Below are 16063 nucleotides of genomic sequence, written 5' to 3'. Positions count from 1 at the left end.
ATTTTTTATACCTCCGGTTCAATCGTTTCAGAATCAAACGTATCGTCATTAATCAGAGTTTCGTCAATCTGCGCTATGCCCTGCTCTTCCTTAAGTCTTTGTATCTCTTCCGCTTTCCATTGCTTGTCCTTACTGTCCCCGTACAGTTCCTCAACGCTTGCCTCGATACTCATAATACCTCCCTGCTTGGCCTTTGATACCGTTTCAACCTGAGATTCAAACGAAGGGTTAGCATATTCTCCGAACGGAATACTGACTTCGACTTCCTCCGGAGCTTTTCCCAGAGACATAATATACGCGTTTATACAGGCGGCCGCTAATTTAGGAAGCTGCTCCTGCATAGCTTCAACTATAGCGTTTCTTGTATAAAGAGTCGCCTTTTCTTTTTCTCTCTGCGCCTCTGCGTTATCAAGCTTTTTTACGTCGATTCCTAATGTCGAGGGGCTTATAATCCCCTGCAAGCACAAATCAAGCGCGGTTACATAGCTTGCAAGATAGCTGTCGTGGGGAATGTCGGGCTGCTTTACTTCAATACACGGTCTTCCGTCCTCGGCAAACGCGCTTGCGGTCTGAATAAATCTGTTGTCAAACGGGTTTGGTTTCAACAGCGTTCCGTTATTCTCATTTTTCGGGATCATATCCTCCGGTATATAAGTTTTCGACCTTCCGGCACGCAGCGCGTCCATCCACTGCGACCATACCTCGTCAAAGGCGTCGAAGCTGTCCAGCTTACCGTCGAAAATACTTCCGCCTCTGTTTTTATATTTTGCGCTTTCAAATATTTTAAAGGGTACTGCAAGTATCTGCGACCCATCAAACGCAATAACGGGTTTAAGATCGCTAAGAGCTGAGACTGCGCTCATATCAACGGGCTTACCATCACAGCAGAGCTCGCTTTTTATGTAACCGAAGCCGTAACGCTCACAAAGTATATATTCTCGTCTATGTTCCCTGAAAAGCGTTTTGAATACGACCTCATGAAGTCGGCCGCGTCTGTATACAAGCTCTATTCTTTCGCCCGGATACCATTCAAGCATAGGATATTTGCTTATATCAGAATCCATTGTAATCTTGAAAGCGCCGTCGCCGATAAAAAGGAGCTCTCTTAAATTTGCTTCAAGATTTTTTCGGAAGCTGTTTTCATTTTCGATATTGTTCCATATATCTCCATGCGCGGGTTTTTTAAACTCAAAGTCGTTCATATCTGAAAGAGTAACCGAAACAAGCGTTTTGACGATCAACGACGGAAGTCCTGTATGTATTTTACGCATTTCCATTCCACGCGAGCATTTAGACGCCCAAAATTTATATTTATCGGCATATTCTGAAACGCTGCCGTAAAGCTGTTCAAGCTCGTTTCCGTCTCCTCTGTACCATATCCGGTTACGGATAGCGTTTACTTCAAAGTCCATAACCTCGTTTATCTGTATGCTGTAGGGATTTGCGGGCATAACGTTTAGCCAGCTTCGCAGCCCCCGCTTTATATTCTCACTCAATTTCTGTATTACACCCACCTTTTCACGCTCCTAACAAATACATAGTTTCCGCAACCCCCGTTGTCGCGTCGGGCGCGTCGTCGTGACGGTTGTCTCCGTCGCGCTGATATTTTATCATTGCGCTGTAATAATCCGGCCATTTGTCTTTCCAGTTCTGCGGAAAATATACATGCTCCATTACCCATGTGGAATTCGAAATGATTCTCGCTTTCTTATTTTTCGATTGATGGAACCATTTTACAACGGTCTGATTGCTTGAAAATTGTTCCCGCAATATGCGTATAACGTTTCTTGCGAAGCCTGAACCGCCGTTATTACTTTCTATCCTCGCCTTGTTTACCTTAAATTCAAAAAATCTGCCCGCAGTTTCTTTTTCTGTTATTTCCATTCCTTGCTGAGTATAATAAACATCAAGTATATACGCCTCTTTCATATACGCGCCCCAGATTACACAACACAAATAATCGCTTCCTTCGTCCGCCGTATCAGTGTAGCTGTATATTCCCTCTAAAAGGCTTCTTCCGCCGCTGTCCTGCGGCAGCTTATTATAGGTTTTAAAGCTTGTATACAGTCGGCCCTTGATATCTATCGGTTCCTGTTGATAATTGGCCGACGCTATATCGGCGCCCATAGCCTTGATTTTAGACATATACGACTTGTATGACAAAACCTCAGGACAAAGCATAGAACCATCGTCCTGCAACGCTTTCATGTAGATATGACGGACTTTAGCTCCTGATTCATAAAAATGCTCCAAAGCGCGGCCCGCTAAATCATCCGAAGCCCAGCGCGTCATAATTATTATAATTTTTCCGCCCTCCTCCAATCGGGAAAGCATAGTATCTGTAAACCATGCCCAGTGCTTTTCCTTTGTCAGTTCGTTATTTGCCTCCTCGGCATTTTTTATAAGGTCGTCGATAATGAGCAGCGTTGCGCCGAATCCCGTCGCCGTACCGGTCGGAGAAGTTGCAAGATAATTATTATATCCGCCCTCCAAGCTCCATAAATTCATTGCTCCGTCGCCGCGCTTAATCGATACTCCGGGAAACACGTCGGAAAAAACGGGTTTATGTACATCGGCTTTAGCCTCCATTATGTCGTTACGAACGTTTTTAGAAAACATAGTTGAAAGCGTTTCGTTATATGAGCCCGTCATGATCTTTTGATTTTTATCGTTTCCCAGCACCCACTCAACCAGCAGTCCGGCAGTCCGAGACTTGCCATGTCGGGGCGGCTCGTTTACGATCATTACTTCGTCGTCAGACTGTATAAAATCCTGGAACTCATTACAAAGATCAACCAAATATCGTCTATCTGCTTTGTAGAAGTCAGGAGCCTTTAAATTACAGTAAGCAAAAAAGTCGCGCCTTGCAAGCTCGATTTTTGCTCCGAGCTTTATCAATTCTCTATCCACTGCCGATCAGCTTCTTTAATTCCTCTGTAGTCAGACCGGCATAAGGGTTTTTAGAATTAATCTCACCCGACAATTCAAGCTTACCGGTATATTCTCCGTCCATTTTATTCAGAGTATCTATCGCCTTGATTCTTGCCTCCGTTTTTTCATTACCGTCAGCCGCTATATCGCTTAATACAATCATGCGGTCCTTTCTTTTCATAATGGCGTTATCCTTAGCCTCTTCCTGAAGCTCGCTATACCTTACCAAAACCTTACCATCTGAAAACAAAGCGCTTGCTTTTACATCGACGGTTGTATCTTTCCATTTCTGTGAAGCAGGAAATGCCTCGCGGTAAGCCTTTCTCTGGCTCATTCCCCGGATGAGGCACTGCACAAATTTCTCATGTCTTGCATTTTCTAATACAGCCATTACAGGCTCACCTTCCTTTCGTTGGGCATAAGAAAAGCCCTAATCAATAGATTAAGGCTTGAAATATAAAAACCATATCGGCAGCTTCACCGAAATGGTTTTAATTATATTGATAACTTTCTTTTTAACTTTTTTGACTTTCGTTATAAAATAATGCGAAAAATATCTTTATTAATAAATAAAATAAAAATAGTGAAACAATTGTTGATGAAGTTAAAATAGCTGATGCCAATTCATTTAAATGAAATTCTTTTAAGTAGTTTTTCCCTTTAAATAGCGAACAAATCAATGAAAAAAAAATAGTAAAAAAAGCTGTATATACACTACTTTTGAAATACTTTAGCAAGGTTCCAAGTTTAGTTTGATATGAAATGTTAGAATCTCTTAGCTGGCCATATTCTTTTATTATTTTTGACCCAAAAAGTGTAGATATGGCTGTGATATAAAATCCCAATAGAATCGACATAATTGTAAGAATATCATTAGAAATTTTTATAGATTTAAGATCGAAAAAAAGATTAAATGAGAAACTTAAAATTATTAGTATAATAATTTGTTTTTTATCCCTTTTATACAAATGTTTCCTCCTTCGAAAAATGTATTATTTTATTAATCAATTCACTTTTAACCGTATTATTGTCGTACAAGCCAGTTTCTGGATCAAGCCCTACATTTATATCTAATGAAACCATATAATTTTGTATATTTAATGTACTTTCTATATCATTATCGTTATAACCGCACACTAAAACATTCTCTATCTCATTATTTTTTTGACTGTTAAATATTCTTTTTATAAAACTATCTTTATTATGCTTAAAGCTTAAGCGATCATAATTAACATCTATAGTAATATATTGAGCATAATCAAACCCAAAAATATTCTTAGTATATTCATATACACCATTATCACTCTGAAAAATACTTGGCATTACAGTAAATTTAATATTTTTTAATGAACTTATTGATTTACTAAATTCTTCCACACTTTTATATTGATTTTTAATATAGACATCCAAATTAAGAATATTTTTTAAATAATCAATAAAAACGCCTTTCTTATTTGAATTAGATATATAAAAAGTTCCGGTATTAATATAATACAAACCAAATAATTGATTTTTTAATTCAATTTGAAATGGTTTTCTTGGATTGGGTTCTTCTTCGTTTTTAGGTTCGTTATATACAGTTTTGCTTCTCTTATGAAAATTATCATAATTAGCATAAATCCATAAGTAATCTTGTATTTTGTTATATTCTATTCTAAATTTATATATCTTATCATTTTTTTCATCAATAAATTTCTCCCTTTGGTTATTTTCTATTTTTAATAGCATATCTCTATCCGGTATTTTGCCATTTATAATAAGCTGCATATTTTTGAAAGATAATCTCATAAACAGTAACTCCTCTAATTTACCTTTTTCTAAATTTTACCACAAATTATCACCTTTTACAATATATAAAAAATAATTTGATATAAATAAATTAAGATATAATTTGTGCAAATTAACAATAAAAGGTAAAGCTGTTCTATGTAAACGGCTATTAAAAGGAATTAATGTCAAACACGGAAAAGCGAACCGGACGCTTTCACGCCCGGAAAGCCTACTGTTTTTTCCGTTGGCTTTTATTTTGGATTCTGAATCCATTATTATGATAACATAGAAACATAGTGGCATTCAATGCCCTAAAAAATATTTCCATGTATTTGGATAAATTCCTTCATCGCCTTGTTATGTACCTTGTAAATACTTCTTAGATCCTCATATCCTAACTCCTCCTGTATCTGCTCCCATTTTTTAAAGCGTATATACCGTTTCATTAACACAAGCCTGTACTTTGGGTTTTTTATTTGGTATATCTTCAAGCGGATTTCTTTTTTCGTTTCAAAAAGCTTATCGGTTTCCTCGTTTATTTTTTGAGTTAATTCATCATGCTTGTCAATATAAGAGGCAAGTTTGATTTCAGCGCTGTTGTCGTTATGCACGCCGGGTGGCATGTCTGTAATTATCTGCGTACATCGGCAGATATCCGAATCGAGTTCCTCAAGCTGTAATATGTTTTCGTCTATCTCCTTGTTAATATAAAAGCTCTGTTTTAAATACTCTCTTGCAGTCACGCCCTTGCCTCCTCGATCCTAAAAATATATCAAGCCTTTTACCCGCTCTGATTATGTACCTTCTGGCGGCTCTTGCGGAATCGAACTCCAAGTACCCGTTATCGAGCGTTCCGAGGTAACGGCTGGTCAGCTTATTAAATACACGGTATTTTTTAATCATATCAGTCTCCTTGACCTAAAGTTATATTTTATATCGTCTATTCTGTCAAAGTTACTGGACTGTCCCGGTCTGCCCTGCGGCAGTTTCGCCGCATGCAAAGCTTTTGTCTCTTCCTTTGTCGCTGATCCGTCAAAATGACAATCGTCCTCATAAGGGCAGTTGCCGTTTAAGCAATCGTAAGGCGGATTGCATTTCGGTTTACAATACGGCACTGCTTTTACCCTCTGTACTTTTTAAACAAGCCTTTTTGCGGTATTTACAATCGCCGCATAAATGCTTATCGCGGCATAGTTCAATCGCTCTGTCATTAGCGGCGTCAAACTCTTCTTTAGTTTTATAAAACTTACAAATTTTTGTTTGTTTTAAACCGTCACATTCCTCACTAAGTAGATCGCATTTATATTCGCTGTCGCCAAAACCCGTTTTTGCAAATACGCATCTTTCCTTTTCGACGTTAAAATTCATTACTCTTTCCTCCTGAAATTTCCTCAATGCTTAAATCCGTGATATCCGCGCTTACATCACAAACATCCATTAAAACGCTTTTAACCAACGACTTCATATCCTCCGGTTTGTCCGTTTCAGCCGTAAGCTGAATCTGCGCCGTTGCTCTGACTATGTAGGTTTTCATTTCATTCGCTCCAATCTATTGCCTGACCGCATTTCGGACAATAATCATATTTTTCATAATCTATTTCATAGCTGCTGTCGCAGTTAGGGCAATCGTACATGTCGTATATCAGATTGTCGTCATCGTCATAACCGTCACCGTAAATATTCGGCTTTTTCGGTATCTGCTTTTCGATCGCCTCGGCAGCATACTTTAAGATTTCTTCTTTACTCATTTTCTTCGTCCTCCTCATACATATCAAGGTTTTCATTTATGTAAAATGGCTTGGACGTAAATTTAATACTTAAATGATTTTTCTCAGGTATAGAAATAATCATTGTGCAGTTATTTAAAACTGCAACTTCCGTACCCCCCACTTTCATACTCTGCCCTTTGTGTTTTTCCACGTACTTTTCGCAAAACATCCTAAATGCCTTATCTTCGTTAATCATTTTCTGTCCTCCTCATACGGAATAATATCTAAAATTTCAAATTCACTATAGTCATGCGAATCCTCTTCTCTAACCGATATAACTTTTATACTCTCATTCAATTTCGGCAGACCATATGCGTAATATGAAATATCGCTATCGTCCTCAAAATCCGGCAAACTCTCAAGACTTTCTATATCTTCACATTCAACAATTATCGAATGCCGTATGATAGCTTTTTCCTCAATGTCGATTAAATATTTATTCATTTTCTTCTCCTTCCAACAGTTCGGGGTTGTCGTATATGTTGCCTATGACTTCGCAGTAACGATTAACTAAATACATGTCCTTACTTCCTCGTGTTGCTTTGTTTGGCTTTTGGAGTTCGGAAATTACAAATTCCGCAAATGAGCCATGCCAGGCAACAGTGAATATTTCGCAAGTTGTTGAATATTTTACTATATCCCCCTCAAAAATCTTCTCGCCGTTTTTATCCTTCAGGCCCGTGTACTGTCCGACTGTTTCGGGGTCAACTCTGTATACAAATGGTTCTCGCTCGAGTCCTTGTTCGCTGGAGTAATAATTAAATCCGTTAATTTTATATGATTCAAGATCTGGATCGTGTTCTAAATTTCCCTCGACCCACTCACCAACACTCTGTTGAAGCCAGCTAATGTTATCAGGATTATTCACTTTACCTCTAAATAAAATTTCTCTCATGATCGTTTCCTTTCTCTTTTCCACGCTTCATAATCGTCTTTGTCCTCATTAGTCAGTATGCGGAATCCTTTCAATTCGTCATCTGTTTCTTTTTCGATGCAAGATATAAATGTTTCGACAAATTCAAAAACAGTACAGTCTCCATAATGCTTTTCCAGTAAACTTTCAGCCTCTTGCTTCTCTCTCAAAGCTTCTATGGCAAACGATAAACTGTAGCTATCTCCAATATTCTCTTTGCTTAAACGTCGTATAGTTTTAATCGATTTTTCTATTTTTTCTATATCGTTCATGAGTTACCTCCAACCTTTTCCTTTTCATAATTAGCGCATTTAAACAAGCTTTCAGCAAAATCCAAACCCGCTTGAATACCGGCGTAATATTTTTTGAGCCCATATAAATCACGGTCGTAATCATACTCCTTTCGAAGACGATAAGCTTCAATCGCTTGCAACGCTTTGTCAGTATCAATATTTTTTGCCTTATACATAGATTACCTCCTAATTTTTATCCTCCCTGACTTTCATTAACAGCCGAATAGCTGTCGTTCGTTATTTCAATCTCCGTTCTTGGATTTTTCTTATCCACCTTGCCGCACAGTCTCAGGTCAATGTTGCTGAAGCTGTCGTCGGCAATAATACCCGCCTTTACAAGTCCGTCCAGTATAAACTTCCCGCTGTAGTTGTCGGGATCCCGCCGTATTTTATTTCCAAAAAAATATGTAAGGGTAACAACGGCCTTTTCAAGCGGTTTTTCCGGTTTAGGCCTGCATTTAAGCGATATAAGCTTCGCCCAGTACTTTTTCTTTTCCTGATACTCCCATTTATTTGTCCTCCCGATAAATTTGTTATTGCTCGGAGGTATCTCGTTTATCGTGTATTTCATTCCTGTATTTCTCCATAAGCACGCCGTTCCAACAGCCGCGCTTGAAATAATTGCTTTTTTCAGTAGTCACTTTTTGGCCTATTTCACATAAGGCCAGTGAATTTCCGCCAAGCTCGCATTCATGACATGCCACCCATTGAAATCTTCCGTAAATATAACTATTCATATTCGCCGCCGAAATCATTTACAAAGGCTTTTAAATCCTCCAGATTATAGCTGTGCTCTTGTTCAGGCAGATTTTTAGAGCGATTATCATAATTGCCGTCCAGAACCTTTGCCATATTGGTATCATTTATAAGCCAGTCGAATGTAGCCCGCCAATCGCATTTAATTTTTCCTTTTAAGAAATCACTGGATTCTGCTTTTTTAAACAGTCTTTCAAAATCTTTTAGATTATATTTTTTCAGGCTTGCTTTAACAGCTTTCTTTCTGGCTTCTGAATATTGGGTTATTCTGGGATACGACCTGCATATCCGATTATATAATTCAAATATTAACATACAGTTATCCTGGGGAGCGTCAGGTGTAGGCGGTACGCCGTCTTCTTTACTTTCCTTTACTTTACTCTTCTTTACTTTACTTTCCTTTGTGCCGTTAATCTCGGATAAACTGGAGTTATTCGCAGATAAACCTATATTAATCTGCGAATTATTTTCACAAGGGCGCACTTTAATAAAGCTATGGGTTTCATCTTTTTTTAAAACCCAGAACTTTGCTTCAACATCAATATCAGGCTGAGTACTTTTACGTGTGTTTTTTGCTTCCTGATATCTTCGCTGGATTGATGCGGCAGTTAAAACCTTCACCGACTTAGCAAGTGTATCGTCAAACAGTGACCGACTAAGCAAGTAGTTTATAATCTGCTGAATAGAATTTTCCGATATATTCAGTTCGTCTGAAATGTCGAGAATCAAGTCCTCATCATAATTTATATAGTATCCGCTGCGGTAAATTTCGCACAGCAGATACATATATACCGTTACGCCGTCTGTACCGTACCTGGCTCGCAGGCGTTTTATTTTTTTGTCCGAAAAGAAATCTACATCTAAAGGAAAGTAGTCAAGCCCTTTTTTTCGCGGTCTTGCCAACTTATCACCTCATTTCAAGGAGCATATATAAACACCCCGTTAAAACGGAACTTCTCCGTCGCTTAAAATTTCCTCGAAGTCCTCTAAACCGCCTATTGCCGCCGATTCCTGATTAGCCGTACTTACTGCCGATTTAGGCGGATCGGCGAAGGCATAACCCGCTGCGGAAGCATTCCCGCCGTCACCGGAGGATTTACTTTCGCCAAAGTTAACATTATCCGCCTGAACGTCCATAGAGTAATGCTTAACGCCGTTCTTATCGGTATAATTGTTGTTTCTCAAACTTCCTTCAACAATTATCATTTTACCCTTAGAAAAATATCTGTTGATAAATTCAGCCGTATTGCGCCATGCCACGACATTTATAAAATCAGTCTGCCTTTCACCGGTTTCCTTAGAAGTATAATTCCTGTTTACCGCCACCGAAAACCTGCACGTCGCTATTCCCGACGGGGTTTGCTTTAATTCAGGATCGGCTGTAAGCCGACCCATTATTATTACTTTGTTAAGCATTTTGATCCTCCATTAAGCTTGTAAAGTCGTCTATTTCATTTTCCAAAGCAGGCTCCTGAACAGGCGATTCATATAATTCCGCATCAATTGGCGCGTTGCCGATCGGTTCTTCAATATTCATTTCTTCCGCTCCGTACATTCCTTCAAAATTGTCCGGGAAAGCCTCTCTTAACGCCTGCATTTTTGCAACCTTGCGTATCATAGTAGCCGGTTTTGACGCCCACTGCGCGTTGATAGTACCGTCCTTTTTTTTGCCTATGTATTCGTCAAGTGATACGGAAGCTTTTACAGGCTTATCATATCCGTCAACATAAACCTCAGCCCAACCTCCTAATAATTGTTCATCAGGCAGCACAATTGTTCCAGTTCTGTTTTCAATACCGATATCAGGGCTATATACCACAACTCCCGCGTCAAAGCCTTTGTACTTATCGCATCTTGCCGCGCGCTTTTCAAAGGCTGCTTTTCCGGTTACTATTGTAGCCGGTTGATTGCCGTACTTAATCAGGTAAGCTTCTCGTAAAAATGGATTCAAGCCCTGATATTTGCAAAGGTTGATAAACATTACAATCTCTTGTGTTGTAACTTTATCCGCGTCGCCTGAAACAAGATATTTTTTTACGGTGTTCGGACTTAGCTTGACATCAGCGTTTCCTGCTTTAAAAGTAATTTCAAGCGGATTTGAATCTGATTTAGATTTAACCAATGAATTATTTACTGCCATTTTCTTTAACCTCTTTCTCTTTCTTGATTGTTTCAAATTTTATACCGTTATTTCTCATAAAGTTCATTAAACTTATTATCTGACTGCGAGTACAAACAACCCGAAACGAAGCTGTTCCGACCGAATCGGCCGCTATATCTTTTTCCATTCCCGGAATAACTTGCTGCGTATCTGATATCACTGTCGGCTGTACCGGTTTAGATTTTTCTGTATTTAACGCCTTCGCTTGGATTTCCGTTTCTTTTTTTAATTGTGCAGCATATACAAGCGTTTTACTTAAATCGTAATTTTTGCAATACTCTGACAAAATAGCCGATTTATAAGACACGTCTGAATATTGGTCGTTTATAGTTGCCAATTCCTCGCGGATCCGGTCGATGGTATCTCCGATCTCATTTTTCAACGTATCCGTTTTTATTGTAACGTTTGCCCATTTGGGGTTTAATATTTTATCAAATAAAACGATCTCTGCAAGTTCTTTTACATTCTCATTAAAATACGTTTTCAGTTCGTTGTATTTTTCCTGCTTTTTTATCTCCTCGAACTCCTTGATCTGAGTGTCAATTGCAATAACGGGAGCCTTGATAAGAGATACTAATTCCTTGCATTGCGCTTCAAAGTTATTGTATGGAGCAAGGCATACCGACTTGATTTCCTTGCGTTTGTCCTCAATTGCCGCCGCCAGCTTATTAAGCTTTGCCTTATCGGCCTTTGCGGCTTTTATTCCGTCTTCAGTCACAACGAGATTTTTGTATTTTATAAGTTTTTCTTCAAGCTCTGATTTTATTTCCTCAAAATTGAAATCTATGCTCTGAGGAAATGCGCCAAGATCAGTTTTAACTAAAAAATCCATATATCCTCCTTAAATATCCGGCAGAATTTGCGCCGGCCTTTTTCCCGACTGAAGAGATTCCCAAAACTGTGATTCTTTTTCAATCAGATATTCGATATCGTCCATAACGTCCTTCCGGTCGACGCTGTATTCCTTTACGACTGCGCGCAGCGAATCATTTTTGAAATATCTTATATATGCGCGAAGAATGGAAAAGCTCCAGCCGGTTGCTATAAGTTGGTGAAGCGCCTGTATGTAGTAGCTTTCAGGCATTGATTCATCGCTCCAATCCTTCCACTGTATCGGATTTTGAATAGTAGCGGTTTTGATTTCAAGAACGCCTTGTCTGCCAGTTCGCGTATCGGTAAGTTCTCCGTCCAGAGTAGCAAATATATACGGATGGTCCTTATCGGCATACATCCGATATTCATGATATTTTACGTCATATTCAGGGTGGTCAAGAATGAAAAGGCGTCTTACCGCGGCTTCCGCTTCCTTGCCGTATATGACGGCCGGCTTTTCTGATACGTCCTCCGGTTTCTGCAAACCGGCTTTTTCGTCCCACAGGCGCACATTACTTTTGTATTTGTTTAAGCCTATGATACATGCGGCGTCGCTCCCGCCGATACCTTTTTTTCTTGCGTTCAGCCACTCCTCTCGGTTTTTTGGATCAGCAATAATCATGATAACTCCTTTATTTTATACAGATTCATTGTAATCTTCCTCCGTCATTTCCTCCATAGAAAGAGCCAGATTGTATTTAGAAAAAAGAAGTTTAAGTTTATTAAAGCATTCGTCTGTTATTTCCCCGCCTGACGCTATGATAACGTCTTTGATTATACTTTTATATATATTTTTTTCTTTCATGCTTGACATTTCCTCCTTAGTTACTCACGGTCGTTCAGTCATTGCCGCACTTCAAAATGCGTCTTTACAACTTCAATAAAGCCTAAATATTCTTTGGCGTATTTACTGTTACCGTGTTCTTCCTTTACCTTATTTTCGAACTCGTCGAGATTCCCACTAAAACACCCGCATAAAACGTGTATATGTCCGTCTTTGCATTTAAAGAAACTGGCGGATCTATTATGAGATCCGAGTCCCTTTTCACAAAGATAATCATTATTACTGTTAATCAGCCCATCACCGCTAACCCGAGCGTATCCTCCAACCCGAGCGTAACCGTTAACCCGAGCGTAACCGCCAACCCAAGCGTAACCGCCAACCCAAGCGTCACCGTCGACCCAAGCGTTACCGTTAACCCGAGCGTTACCGCCAACCTGAGCGTTACCGCCAACCTGAGCGTTACCGCCAACCTGAGCGTTACCGCCAACCTGAGCGTTACCGCCAACCTGAGCATCACCGCCAACCCGAGCGTTACCGCCAACCCGAGCGTTACCGCCAACCTGAGCATCACCGCCAACCCAAGCGTTTCCTTCATGGCTTAAATTACGTTCGTTTTCAATAAATCCTCCTAAATCTCCGGCTTTAATATCCCCGAATGATCTTAACGCTCTTATTCTGAAAAGCGTTTTACCGCCTATTACTTTTGTCTCTTTCGTTAATTCATACTTTTTCATACTTGACATTTCCTCTCCGCTATGTTATAATAGCATTGTTAATATTTTTTATTTCCGTCCGCTACTGTGCCATCAGTGCGGGCGGTATTCTTTTGCGTACTCATAAATTAAACCTCCTTTACCTAAGCATAAAGTCATACTGCTGATCCTTATACCATTGTTCTTCCTGGGCTTCTCCCGCGTCTACCACTATCACTTTTACTTTGTGACTGCTCACACTGTCGCTGACCATTTCCAGTGCGGCGGAAGCTCCCGCAAGCGCGGCTCCCAACGCTAAAAACCACGGATTCACCAGCAGTCCCAACGCTAAGCCCGCCGTCGCTCCTATTAAGCATATCGTCCCGATTTTTTGGTATGTGTTCATTTCATTATTATCCTTTCCGGTATCGGACGAATGCCGATTACCCGCTCTTCATAAGATTCCTCCGGATCAACATGGCAGCTGTTTAAATATTCTGCAAATTTGCCCGTGCTAATTAAAATTTTTCTACCGGATTGTACGGCTACCACCTTTCCGCTCTTTGCGAGCTGTCTTACAAAATACTCCGGTAATTTAAATATTTTTGCCGTTTCTTTTATCGTTGCCATATCCGGCACTTCGCTATAAAGCATGATTTTACTCCTTTCTTAATCCCATTCGTTTTTTCCATTCTTCAAACGGCTTACGGTAAATCTCAAATTCTGTGTCAGCCATTTCGCAAGAATTTGCAAATTCGGAATATTTGCCTTGCTGAATCATGGCCTTTACTTTTGTGGGCGATGTTTTTACGCCGCACTTCCTTAAATCACAAGTCAATTCATTTAATGTCATTGTTGGGCGTGTTTCCATGATTTTCTCCTTTCCGATTAAATAACAATCATCATTGTTTTACAAGTGTGTGTTTGCGAATACACATTTAAGTTATATTCTCTTTCAAAGTCCGGATGGGACGGATGTTTTAGCCGGCGGTTTTCGCAAGTACAAATATAATTTTTTCCTCTTCTCTGATCGATAAGAACAACTTCGCCGTTCTCCCAATCAAATCCCTCGTATGTTTCAATAAATTCTTTAAGTGTCATAATTTTACTCCTTTCGTATACACCGCTAGTGCGAATTGTGTTAATTGACATTTTTCACCGTACATATTATAATTAAGATCTAATATTTTGAAAGTTTGGTGAATTATTTTGGCTTGCTTTAAATGCCCGTATTGCATGGAAAATATGTCTGTCAGTAATGATACGTCCAATTGGTTTAATTTAAATTTTATTACTCATCCAACGCAAGTTAAAGATACCCCCGTTTTGCCTAATAGCATTAAAATCACTTTTTACAAATGTCCGTCTTGTGAAAAAATATCAATTAAATGTGACGGATTGTCTTCTGATTTATCAGATTTGCACGTTGATATACTTCCACAAACAACTGCAATTAAATTCCCCGATTATGTTCCTTTAGCAATTCGTCAAGACTATGAAGAGGCGTATGCCATCTTGAATTTAAGCCCTAAGGCTTCCGCCACTCTGTCAAGGCGTTGTTTGCAAGGAATAATAAGAGATTTCTGGGGAATATCTAAATCAAGACTTGTTGATGAAATCGATGCGTTAAAAGATAAGATACATCCCTCTCAATGGAAAGTAATTGACGGTGTCAGAAGAATTGGAAATATCGGCGCTCATATGGAGAAAGATATAAACTTAATTGTTGATATCGACACCGATGAAGCGCATAAACTCGTAAAACTTATTGAGCTTCTGATTAATGATTGGTATATCAGACGTTATGAAACCGAACAACTGTATGAAGATATCATTAAAATTGACGAAGATAAAAAAATCATCAAGACTTCTCATTAACACTATCGTGTTCGGCTAAAAGATTGCCGTCAAAATCCCAATACTGAATGACCTCTCGCACGGGGTCATTTTCTGTTCCTGAGCCTTTTAAAGCCCTTGTCACAATAACAGAAATAACTTTTGCGCTATCACATCCTCTTGGCGTTACCATAACATTTTCCTTTCTCACGCTGATTTTGTGTCGCTTTTACACTTTTTTACGCTTAAAGCGTTATTGCGCGGTAAAAAAATTATTTCGTCATAACTAACCCCATACACGTCAAGTATGGCAGGAATTCTTTTAATACTGGGATATGACTCGCCTTTTTCCCATTTTGACAGAGTGGAAACATTTACGCCTATTAAATTTGCAGCTTTCTTTTGTGTCAAATCCTTATTAATTCTTGCGGCTTTTAATGTCATCATAAATTTACACCTCTTTTCTTTTTACGCTTTAAGCGTAACTATAATATATCACACTTTAAGCGATATGTCAAGTACTTTTTTCAAAAATATCTTGACTTTTTTATGCTTTTGGTGTAATATGTAATTAAACTAAGGAGGAACGATTATATGCAGTTAGGAAACAAAGAAATATTCAGCAAAAATCTAAAACGACAAATGGATATTCATAAAGTAGATCGCTATAAATTATGTGATGATTTAAATTTTAAATACTCTACGGTTAGCGAATGGTTATCATCTAGAAAATACCCAAGAATCGATAAAATAGAAATGCTTGCCAACTATTTCGGAATTAATAAATCTGACCTTATAGAAGATAAGACTGTCAATAACTCCTATATTGAATTTTTGCCCCGAAATACTGTTCGTATGATCCCGGTATTTGAATCTGTTTCCGCCGGCTTTGGTGCTTATGCTTCAAGTGACATCGTTGATTATATGCCGCTATATATTGAAAGCGATTATGAGGCAGTGGAAACATTATGCATAAAGGTTAAAGGGGACAGCATGTACCCCAAAATAGAAGACGGTGATGTCGTACAGGTGCACAAGCAAGATATTGTAGACAACGGGCAAATCGCAGTTGTGCTTTTAGATGGGGACGAGGGACTTGTTAAAAAGGTCTATTTTGAAAAGGATTGTATTCAACTGATTAGTATTAATCCTGAATATCCTCCAAAAAGGTTTGAAAAGGACGATATGAATAGAATAAAAATAGTGGGGTTGGTCAGAAAAATAATAAAAGAATGTTAAAACATTTTTGTCATTTACAATTTAGTCACAATTTGTCACTTGTTGA

General features: G+C 38.8%; 32 protein-coding genes. 2 read left to right on the top strand and 30 right to left on the bottom strand.

The genetic code is table 11. The annotated features are described in order from the left end of the window. Positions 1–5: 5 nt before the first annotated feature. The 29 genes from ACYQ0N_RS07425 to ACYQ0N_RS07285 all read right to left on the bottom strand — a co-directional run bounded on the left by ACYQ0N_RS07425 (position 6) and on the right by ACYQ0N_RS07285 (position 14043). Positions 6–1514: a capsid protein gene (locus ACYQ0N_RS07425; protein ID WP_460161750.1), complete on the bottom strand. Its 1509-nt coding sequence runs from the start codon at positions 1512–1514 to the stop codon at positions 6–8. Between the two features lie 4 nt (positions 1515–1518). Next, positions 1519–2910 carry a phage terminase large subunit gene (gene terL, locus ACYQ0N_RS07420; protein ID WP_460161749.1) on the bottom strand — a complete coding sequence of 464 codons (1392 nt, stop codon included), beginning with the start codon at positions 2908–2910 and terminating at the stop codon, positions 1519–1521. Continuing rightward, complete coding sequence (locus ACYQ0N_RS07415) at positions 2903–3322, bottom strand: terminase small subunit (RefSeq protein WP_177533591.1); 420 nt, start codon at positions 3320–3322, stop codon at positions 2903–2905. The genes terL and ACYQ0N_RS07415 overlap by 8 nt, the downstream gene beginning before the upstream one ends. Positions 3323–3446: 124 nt before the next feature. Then, on the bottom strand, positions 3447–3899 hold the full coding sequence (locus ACYQ0N_RS07410; protein WP_460162348.1) for a hypothetical protein: 453 nt from the start codon (positions 3897–3899) through the stop codon (positions 3447–3449). After that, positions 3892–4719 carry a hypothetical protein gene (locus tag ACYQ0N_RS07405; RefSeq protein WP_460162347.1) on the bottom strand — a complete coding sequence of 276 codons (828 nt, stop codon included), beginning with the start codon at positions 4717–4719 and terminating at the stop codon, positions 3892–3894. Before ACYQ0N_RS07405 ends, ACYQ0N_RS07410 begins: the two co-directional genes overlap by 8 nt. Before the next feature lie 293 nt (positions 4720–5012). Next, positions 5013–5444 carry a hypothetical protein gene (locus ACYQ0N_RS07400; RefSeq protein ID WP_460162346.1) on the bottom strand — a complete coding sequence of 144 codons (432 nt, stop codon included), beginning with the start codon at positions 5442–5444 and terminating at the stop codon, positions 5013–5015. After that, positions 5404–5604, bottom strand: a complete 201-nt coding sequence (locus ACYQ0N_RS07395; RefSeq protein ID WP_460162345.1) for a hypothetical protein — start codon at positions 5602–5604, stop codon at positions 5404–5406. The genes ACYQ0N_RS07400 and ACYQ0N_RS07395 overlap by 41 nt, the downstream gene beginning before the upstream one ends. Beyond that, on the bottom strand, positions 5601–5816 hold the full coding sequence (locus ACYQ0N_RS07390; RefSeq protein ID WP_460162344.1) for a hypothetical protein: 216 nt from the start codon (positions 5814–5816) through the stop codon (positions 5601–5603). Before ACYQ0N_RS07390 ends, ACYQ0N_RS07395 begins: the two co-directional genes overlap by 4 nt. Beyond that, positions 5803–6069 (bottom strand): hypothetical protein, encoded by a 267-nt coding sequence (locus ACYQ0N_RS07385; protein ID WP_460161746.1) that lies wholly within the window; start codon positions 6067–6069, stop codon positions 5803–5805. Before ACYQ0N_RS07385 ends, ACYQ0N_RS07390 begins: the two co-directional genes overlap by 14 nt. After that, positions 6059–6235 carry a hypothetical protein gene (locus tag ACYQ0N_RS07380; protein WP_460161745.1) on the bottom strand — a complete coding sequence of 59 codons (177 nt, stop codon included), beginning with the start codon at positions 6233–6235 and terminating at the stop codon, positions 6059–6061. The genes ACYQ0N_RS07385 and ACYQ0N_RS07380 overlap by 11 nt, the downstream gene beginning before the upstream one ends. A gap of 1 nt (position 6236) precedes the next feature. Beyond that, a complete protein-coding gene (locus tag ACYQ0N_RS07375) occupies positions 6237–6449 on the bottom strand; it encodes a hypothetical protein (RefSeq protein ID WP_460161744.1) in 213 nt (70 codons plus the stop codon). After that, a complete protein-coding gene (locus ACYQ0N_RS07370) occupies positions 6442–6666 on the bottom strand; it encodes a hypothetical protein (RefSeq protein WP_460162343.1) in 225 nt (74 codons plus the stop codon). The genes ACYQ0N_RS07375 and ACYQ0N_RS07370 overlap by 8 nt, the downstream gene beginning before the upstream one ends. Further along, entirely contained in the window at positions 6663–6914 is a 252-nt protein-coding gene (locus ACYQ0N_RS07365) for a hypothetical protein (RefSeq protein WP_460162342.1), read from the bottom strand. The genes ACYQ0N_RS07370 and ACYQ0N_RS07365 overlap by 4 nt, the downstream gene beginning before the upstream one ends. Then, entirely contained in the window at positions 6907–7365 is a 459-nt protein-coding gene (locus tag ACYQ0N_RS07360; RefSeq protein WP_460162341.1) for a YopX family protein, read from the bottom strand. Before ACYQ0N_RS07360 ends, ACYQ0N_RS07365 begins: the two co-directional genes overlap by 8 nt. Beyond that, a complete protein-coding gene (locus tag ACYQ0N_RS07355) occupies positions 7362–7655 on the bottom strand; it encodes a hypothetical protein (RefSeq protein ID WP_460162340.1) in 294 nt (97 codons plus the stop codon). Before ACYQ0N_RS07355 ends, ACYQ0N_RS07360 begins: the two co-directional genes overlap by 4 nt. After that, the gene (locus ACYQ0N_RS07350; RefSeq protein ID WP_460162339.1) at positions 7652–7852 is read right to left on the bottom strand and encodes a hypothetical protein; all 201 of its coding nucleotides are present in this window, start codon (positions 7850–7852) and stop codon (positions 7652–7654) included. The genes ACYQ0N_RS07355 and ACYQ0N_RS07350 overlap by 4 nt, the downstream gene beginning before the upstream one ends. A gap of 17 nt (positions 7853–7869) precedes the next feature. Continuing rightward, entirely contained in the window at positions 7870–8247 is a 378-nt protein-coding gene (locus ACYQ0N_RS07345; RefSeq protein WP_460161740.1) for a RusA family crossover junction endodeoxyribonuclease, read from the bottom strand. Beyond that, on the bottom strand, positions 8210–8413 hold the full coding sequence (locus tag ACYQ0N_RS07340; RefSeq protein WP_460161739.1) for a hypothetical protein: 204 nt from the start codon (positions 8411–8413) through the stop codon (positions 8210–8212). The genes ACYQ0N_RS07345 and ACYQ0N_RS07340 overlap by 38 nt, the downstream gene beginning before the upstream one ends. Continuing rightward, entirely contained in the window at positions 8406–9335 is a 930-nt protein-coding gene (locus tag ACYQ0N_RS07335; RefSeq protein WP_460162338.1) for a DUF4373 domain-containing protein, read from the bottom strand. Before ACYQ0N_RS07335 ends, ACYQ0N_RS07340 begins: the two co-directional genes overlap by 8 nt. Positions 9336–9374: 39 nt before the next feature. Beyond that, a complete protein-coding gene (locus tag ACYQ0N_RS07330; RefSeq protein ID WP_460162337.1) occupies positions 9375–9848 on the bottom strand; it encodes a single-stranded DNA-binding protein in 474 nt (157 codons plus the stop codon). Next, a complete protein-coding gene (gene bet, locus ACYQ0N_RS07325; protein WP_418830969.1) occupies positions 9841–10572 on the bottom strand; it encodes a phage recombination protein Bet in 732 nt (243 codons plus the stop codon). Before bet ends, ACYQ0N_RS07330 begins: the two co-directional genes overlap by 8 nt. Continuing rightward, positions 10559–11425: a DUF1351 domain-containing protein gene (locus ACYQ0N_RS07320; RefSeq protein ID WP_460162336.1), complete on the bottom strand. Its 867-nt coding sequence runs from the start codon at positions 11423–11425 to the stop codon at positions 10559–10561. The genes bet and ACYQ0N_RS07320 overlap by 14 nt, the downstream gene beginning before the upstream one ends. A gap of 9 nt (positions 11426–11434) precedes the next feature. Next, complete coding sequence (locus ACYQ0N_RS07315) at positions 11435–12088, bottom strand: lambda-exonuclease family protein (protein ID WP_460162335.1); 654 nt, start codon at positions 12086–12088, stop codon at positions 11435–11437. A 15-nt stretch (positions 12089–12103) separates the two neighbouring features. Further along, complete coding sequence (locus tag ACYQ0N_RS07310; RefSeq protein ID WP_460162334.1) at positions 12104–12271, bottom strand: hypothetical protein; 168 nt, start codon at positions 12269–12271, stop codon at positions 12104–12106. A 38-nt stretch (positions 12272–12309) separates the two neighbouring features. Then, positions 12310–12993: an LbetaH domain-containing protein gene (locus tag ACYQ0N_RS07305; protein WP_460162333.1), complete on the bottom strand. Its 684-nt coding sequence runs from the start codon at positions 12991–12993 to the stop codon at positions 12310–12312. A gap of 109 nt (positions 12994–13102) precedes the next feature. Next, positions 13103–13348, bottom strand: coding sequence for a hypothetical protein (locus tag ACYQ0N_RS07300; protein WP_460162332.1), 246 nt, complete (start codon positions 13346–13348; stop codon positions 13103–13105). Continuing rightward, complete coding sequence (locus ACYQ0N_RS07295; RefSeq protein ID WP_460162331.1) at positions 13345–13596, bottom strand: helix-turn-helix domain-containing protein; 252 nt, start codon at positions 13594–13596, stop codon at positions 13345–13347. The genes ACYQ0N_RS07300 and ACYQ0N_RS07295 overlap by 4 nt, the downstream gene beginning before the upstream one ends. A gap of 4 nt (positions 13597–13600) precedes the next feature. Then, complete coding sequence (locus tag ACYQ0N_RS07290) at positions 13601–13813, bottom strand: hypothetical protein (RefSeq protein WP_460162330.1); 213 nt, start codon at positions 13811–13813, stop codon at positions 13601–13603. Between the two features lie 17 nt (positions 13814–13830). Then, on the bottom strand, positions 13831–14043 hold the full coding sequence (locus ACYQ0N_RS07285) for a hypothetical protein (RefSeq protein WP_460162329.1): 213 nt from the start codon (positions 14041–14043) through the stop codon (positions 13831–13833). Between the two features lie 108 nt (positions 14044–14151). Between ACYQ0N_RS07285 and ACYQ0N_RS07280 the strand changes: the two genes are divergently transcribed. Continuing rightward, positions 14152–14820: a DUF4145 domain-containing protein gene (locus ACYQ0N_RS07280; RefSeq protein WP_460162328.1), complete on the top strand. Its 669-nt coding sequence runs from the start codon at positions 14152–14154 to the stop codon at positions 14818–14820. A gap of 165 nt (positions 14821–14985) precedes the next feature. On the opposite strand, the gene ACYQ0N_RS07275 is transcribed toward ACYQ0N_RS07280, so the two are convergent. Further along, positions 14986–15225 (bottom strand): helix-turn-helix domain-containing protein, encoded by a 240-nt coding sequence (locus ACYQ0N_RS07275; protein ID WP_460162327.1) that lies wholly within the window; start codon positions 15223–15225, stop codon positions 14986–14988. 147 nt (positions 15226–15372) lie between these two features. On the opposite strand from ACYQ0N_RS07275, the gene ACYQ0N_RS07270 reads away from it, so the two are divergent. Beyond that, on the top strand, positions 15373–16017 hold the full coding sequence (locus ACYQ0N_RS07270) for an XRE family transcriptional regulator (RefSeq protein ID WP_460162326.1): 645 nt from the start codon (positions 15373–15375) through the stop codon (positions 16015–16017). Positions 16018–16063: the final 46 nt, after the last annotated feature.

It is taken from the genome of Ruminococcus sporogenes, assembly GCF_054655175.1.
Note: the sequence above shows the minus strand (reverse complement) of the source record. Positions and strands in the feature narration are given on the sequence as shown.

Coding starts and splice junctions, on each gene's coding strand:
- ACYQ0N_RS07415 (WP_177533591.1), bottom strand. CDS start 3,322: ATGGCTGTATTAGAAAATGCAAGACATGAGAAATTTGTGCAGTGCCTC.
- ACYQ0N_RS07405 (WP_460162347.1), bottom strand. CDS start 4,719: ATGAGATTATCTTTCAAAAATATGCAGCTTATTATAAATGGCAAAATA.
- ACYQ0N_RS07395 (WP_460162345.1), bottom strand. CDS start 5,604: ATGATTAAAAAATACCGTGTATTTAATAAGCTGACCAGCCGTTACCTC.
- ACYQ0N_RS07385 (WP_460161746.1), bottom strand. CDS start 6,069: ATGAATTTTAACGTCGAAAAGGAAAGATGCGTATTTGCAAAAACGGGT.
- ACYQ0N_RS07380 (WP_460161745.1), bottom strand. CDS start 6,235: ATGAAAACCTACATAGTCAGAGCAACGGCGCAGATTCAGCTTACGGCT.
- ACYQ0N_RS07375 (WP_460161744.1), bottom strand. CDS start 6,449: ATGAGTAAAGAAGAAATCTTAAAGTATGCTGCCGAGGCGATCGAAAAG.
- ACYQ0N_RS07370 (WP_460162343.1), bottom strand. CDS start 6,666: ATGATTAACGAAGATAAGGCATTTAGGATGTTTTGCGAAAAGTACGTG.
- ACYQ0N_RS07365 (WP_460162342.1), bottom strand. CDS start 6,914: ATGAATAAATATTTAATCGACATTGAGGAAAAAGCTATCATACGGCAT.
- ACYQ0N_RS07360 (WP_460162341.1), bottom strand. CDS start 7,365: ATGAGAGAAATTTTATTTAGAGGTAAAGTGAATAATCCTGATAACATT.
- ACYQ0N_RS07355 (WP_460162340.1), bottom strand. CDS start 7,655: ATGAACGATATAGAAAAAATAGAAAAATCGATTAAAACTATACGACGT.
- ACYQ0N_RS07350 (WP_460162339.1), bottom strand. CDS start 7,852: ATGTATAAGGCAAAAAATATTGATACTGACAAAGCGTTGCAAGCGATT.
- ACYQ0N_RS07345 (WP_460161740.1), bottom strand. CDS start 8,247: ATGAAATACACGATAAACGAGATACCTCCGAGCAATAACAAATTTATC.
- ACYQ0N_RS07340 (WP_460161739.1), bottom strand. CDS start 8,413: ATGAATAGTTATATTTACGGAAGATTTCAATGGGTGGCATGTCATGAA.
- ACYQ0N_RS07330 (WP_460162337.1), bottom strand. CDS start 9,848: ATGCTTAACAAAGTAATAATAATGGGTCGGCTTACAGCCGATCCTGAA.
- bet (WP_418830969.1), bottom strand. CDS start 10,572: ATGGCAGTAAATAATTCATTGGTTAAATCTAAATCAGATTCAAATCCG.
- ACYQ0N_RS07320 (WP_460162336.1), bottom strand. CDS start 11,425: ATGGATTTTTTAGTTAAAACTGATCTTGGCGCATTTCCTCAGAGCATA.
- ACYQ0N_RS07315 (WP_460162335.1), bottom strand. CDS start 12,088: ATGATTATTGCTGATCCAAAAAACCGAGAGGAGTGGCTGAACGCAAGA.
- ACYQ0N_RS07310 (WP_460162334.1), bottom strand. CDS start 12,271: ATGAAAGAAAAAAATATATATAAAAGTATAATCAAAGACGTTATCATA.
- ACYQ0N_RS07305 (WP_460162333.1), bottom strand. CDS start 12,993: ATGTCAAGTATGAAAAAGTATGAATTAACGAAAGAGACAAAAGTAATA.
- ACYQ0N_RS07300 (WP_460162332.1), bottom strand. CDS start 13,348: ATGAACACATACCAAAAAATCGGGACGATATGCTTAATAGGAGCGACG.
- ACYQ0N_RS07295 (WP_460162331.1), bottom strand. CDS start 13,596: ATGCTTTATAGCGAAGTGCCGGATATGGCAACGATAAAAGAAACGGCA.
- ACYQ0N_RS07290 (WP_460162330.1), bottom strand. CDS start 13,813: ATGGAAACACGCCCAACAATGACATTAAATGAATTGACTTGTGATTTA.
- ACYQ0N_RS07285 (WP_460162329.1), bottom strand. CDS start 14,043: ATGACACTTAAAGAATTTATTGAAACATACGAGGGATTTGATTGGGAG.
- ACYQ0N_RS07275 (WP_460162327.1), bottom strand. CDS start 15,225: ATGATGACATTAAAAGCCGCAAGAATTAATAAGGATTTGACACAAAAG.
- ACYQ0N_RS07270 (WP_460162326.1), top strand. CDS start 15,373: ATGCAGTTAGGAAACAAAGAAATATTCAGCAAAAATCTAAAACGACAA.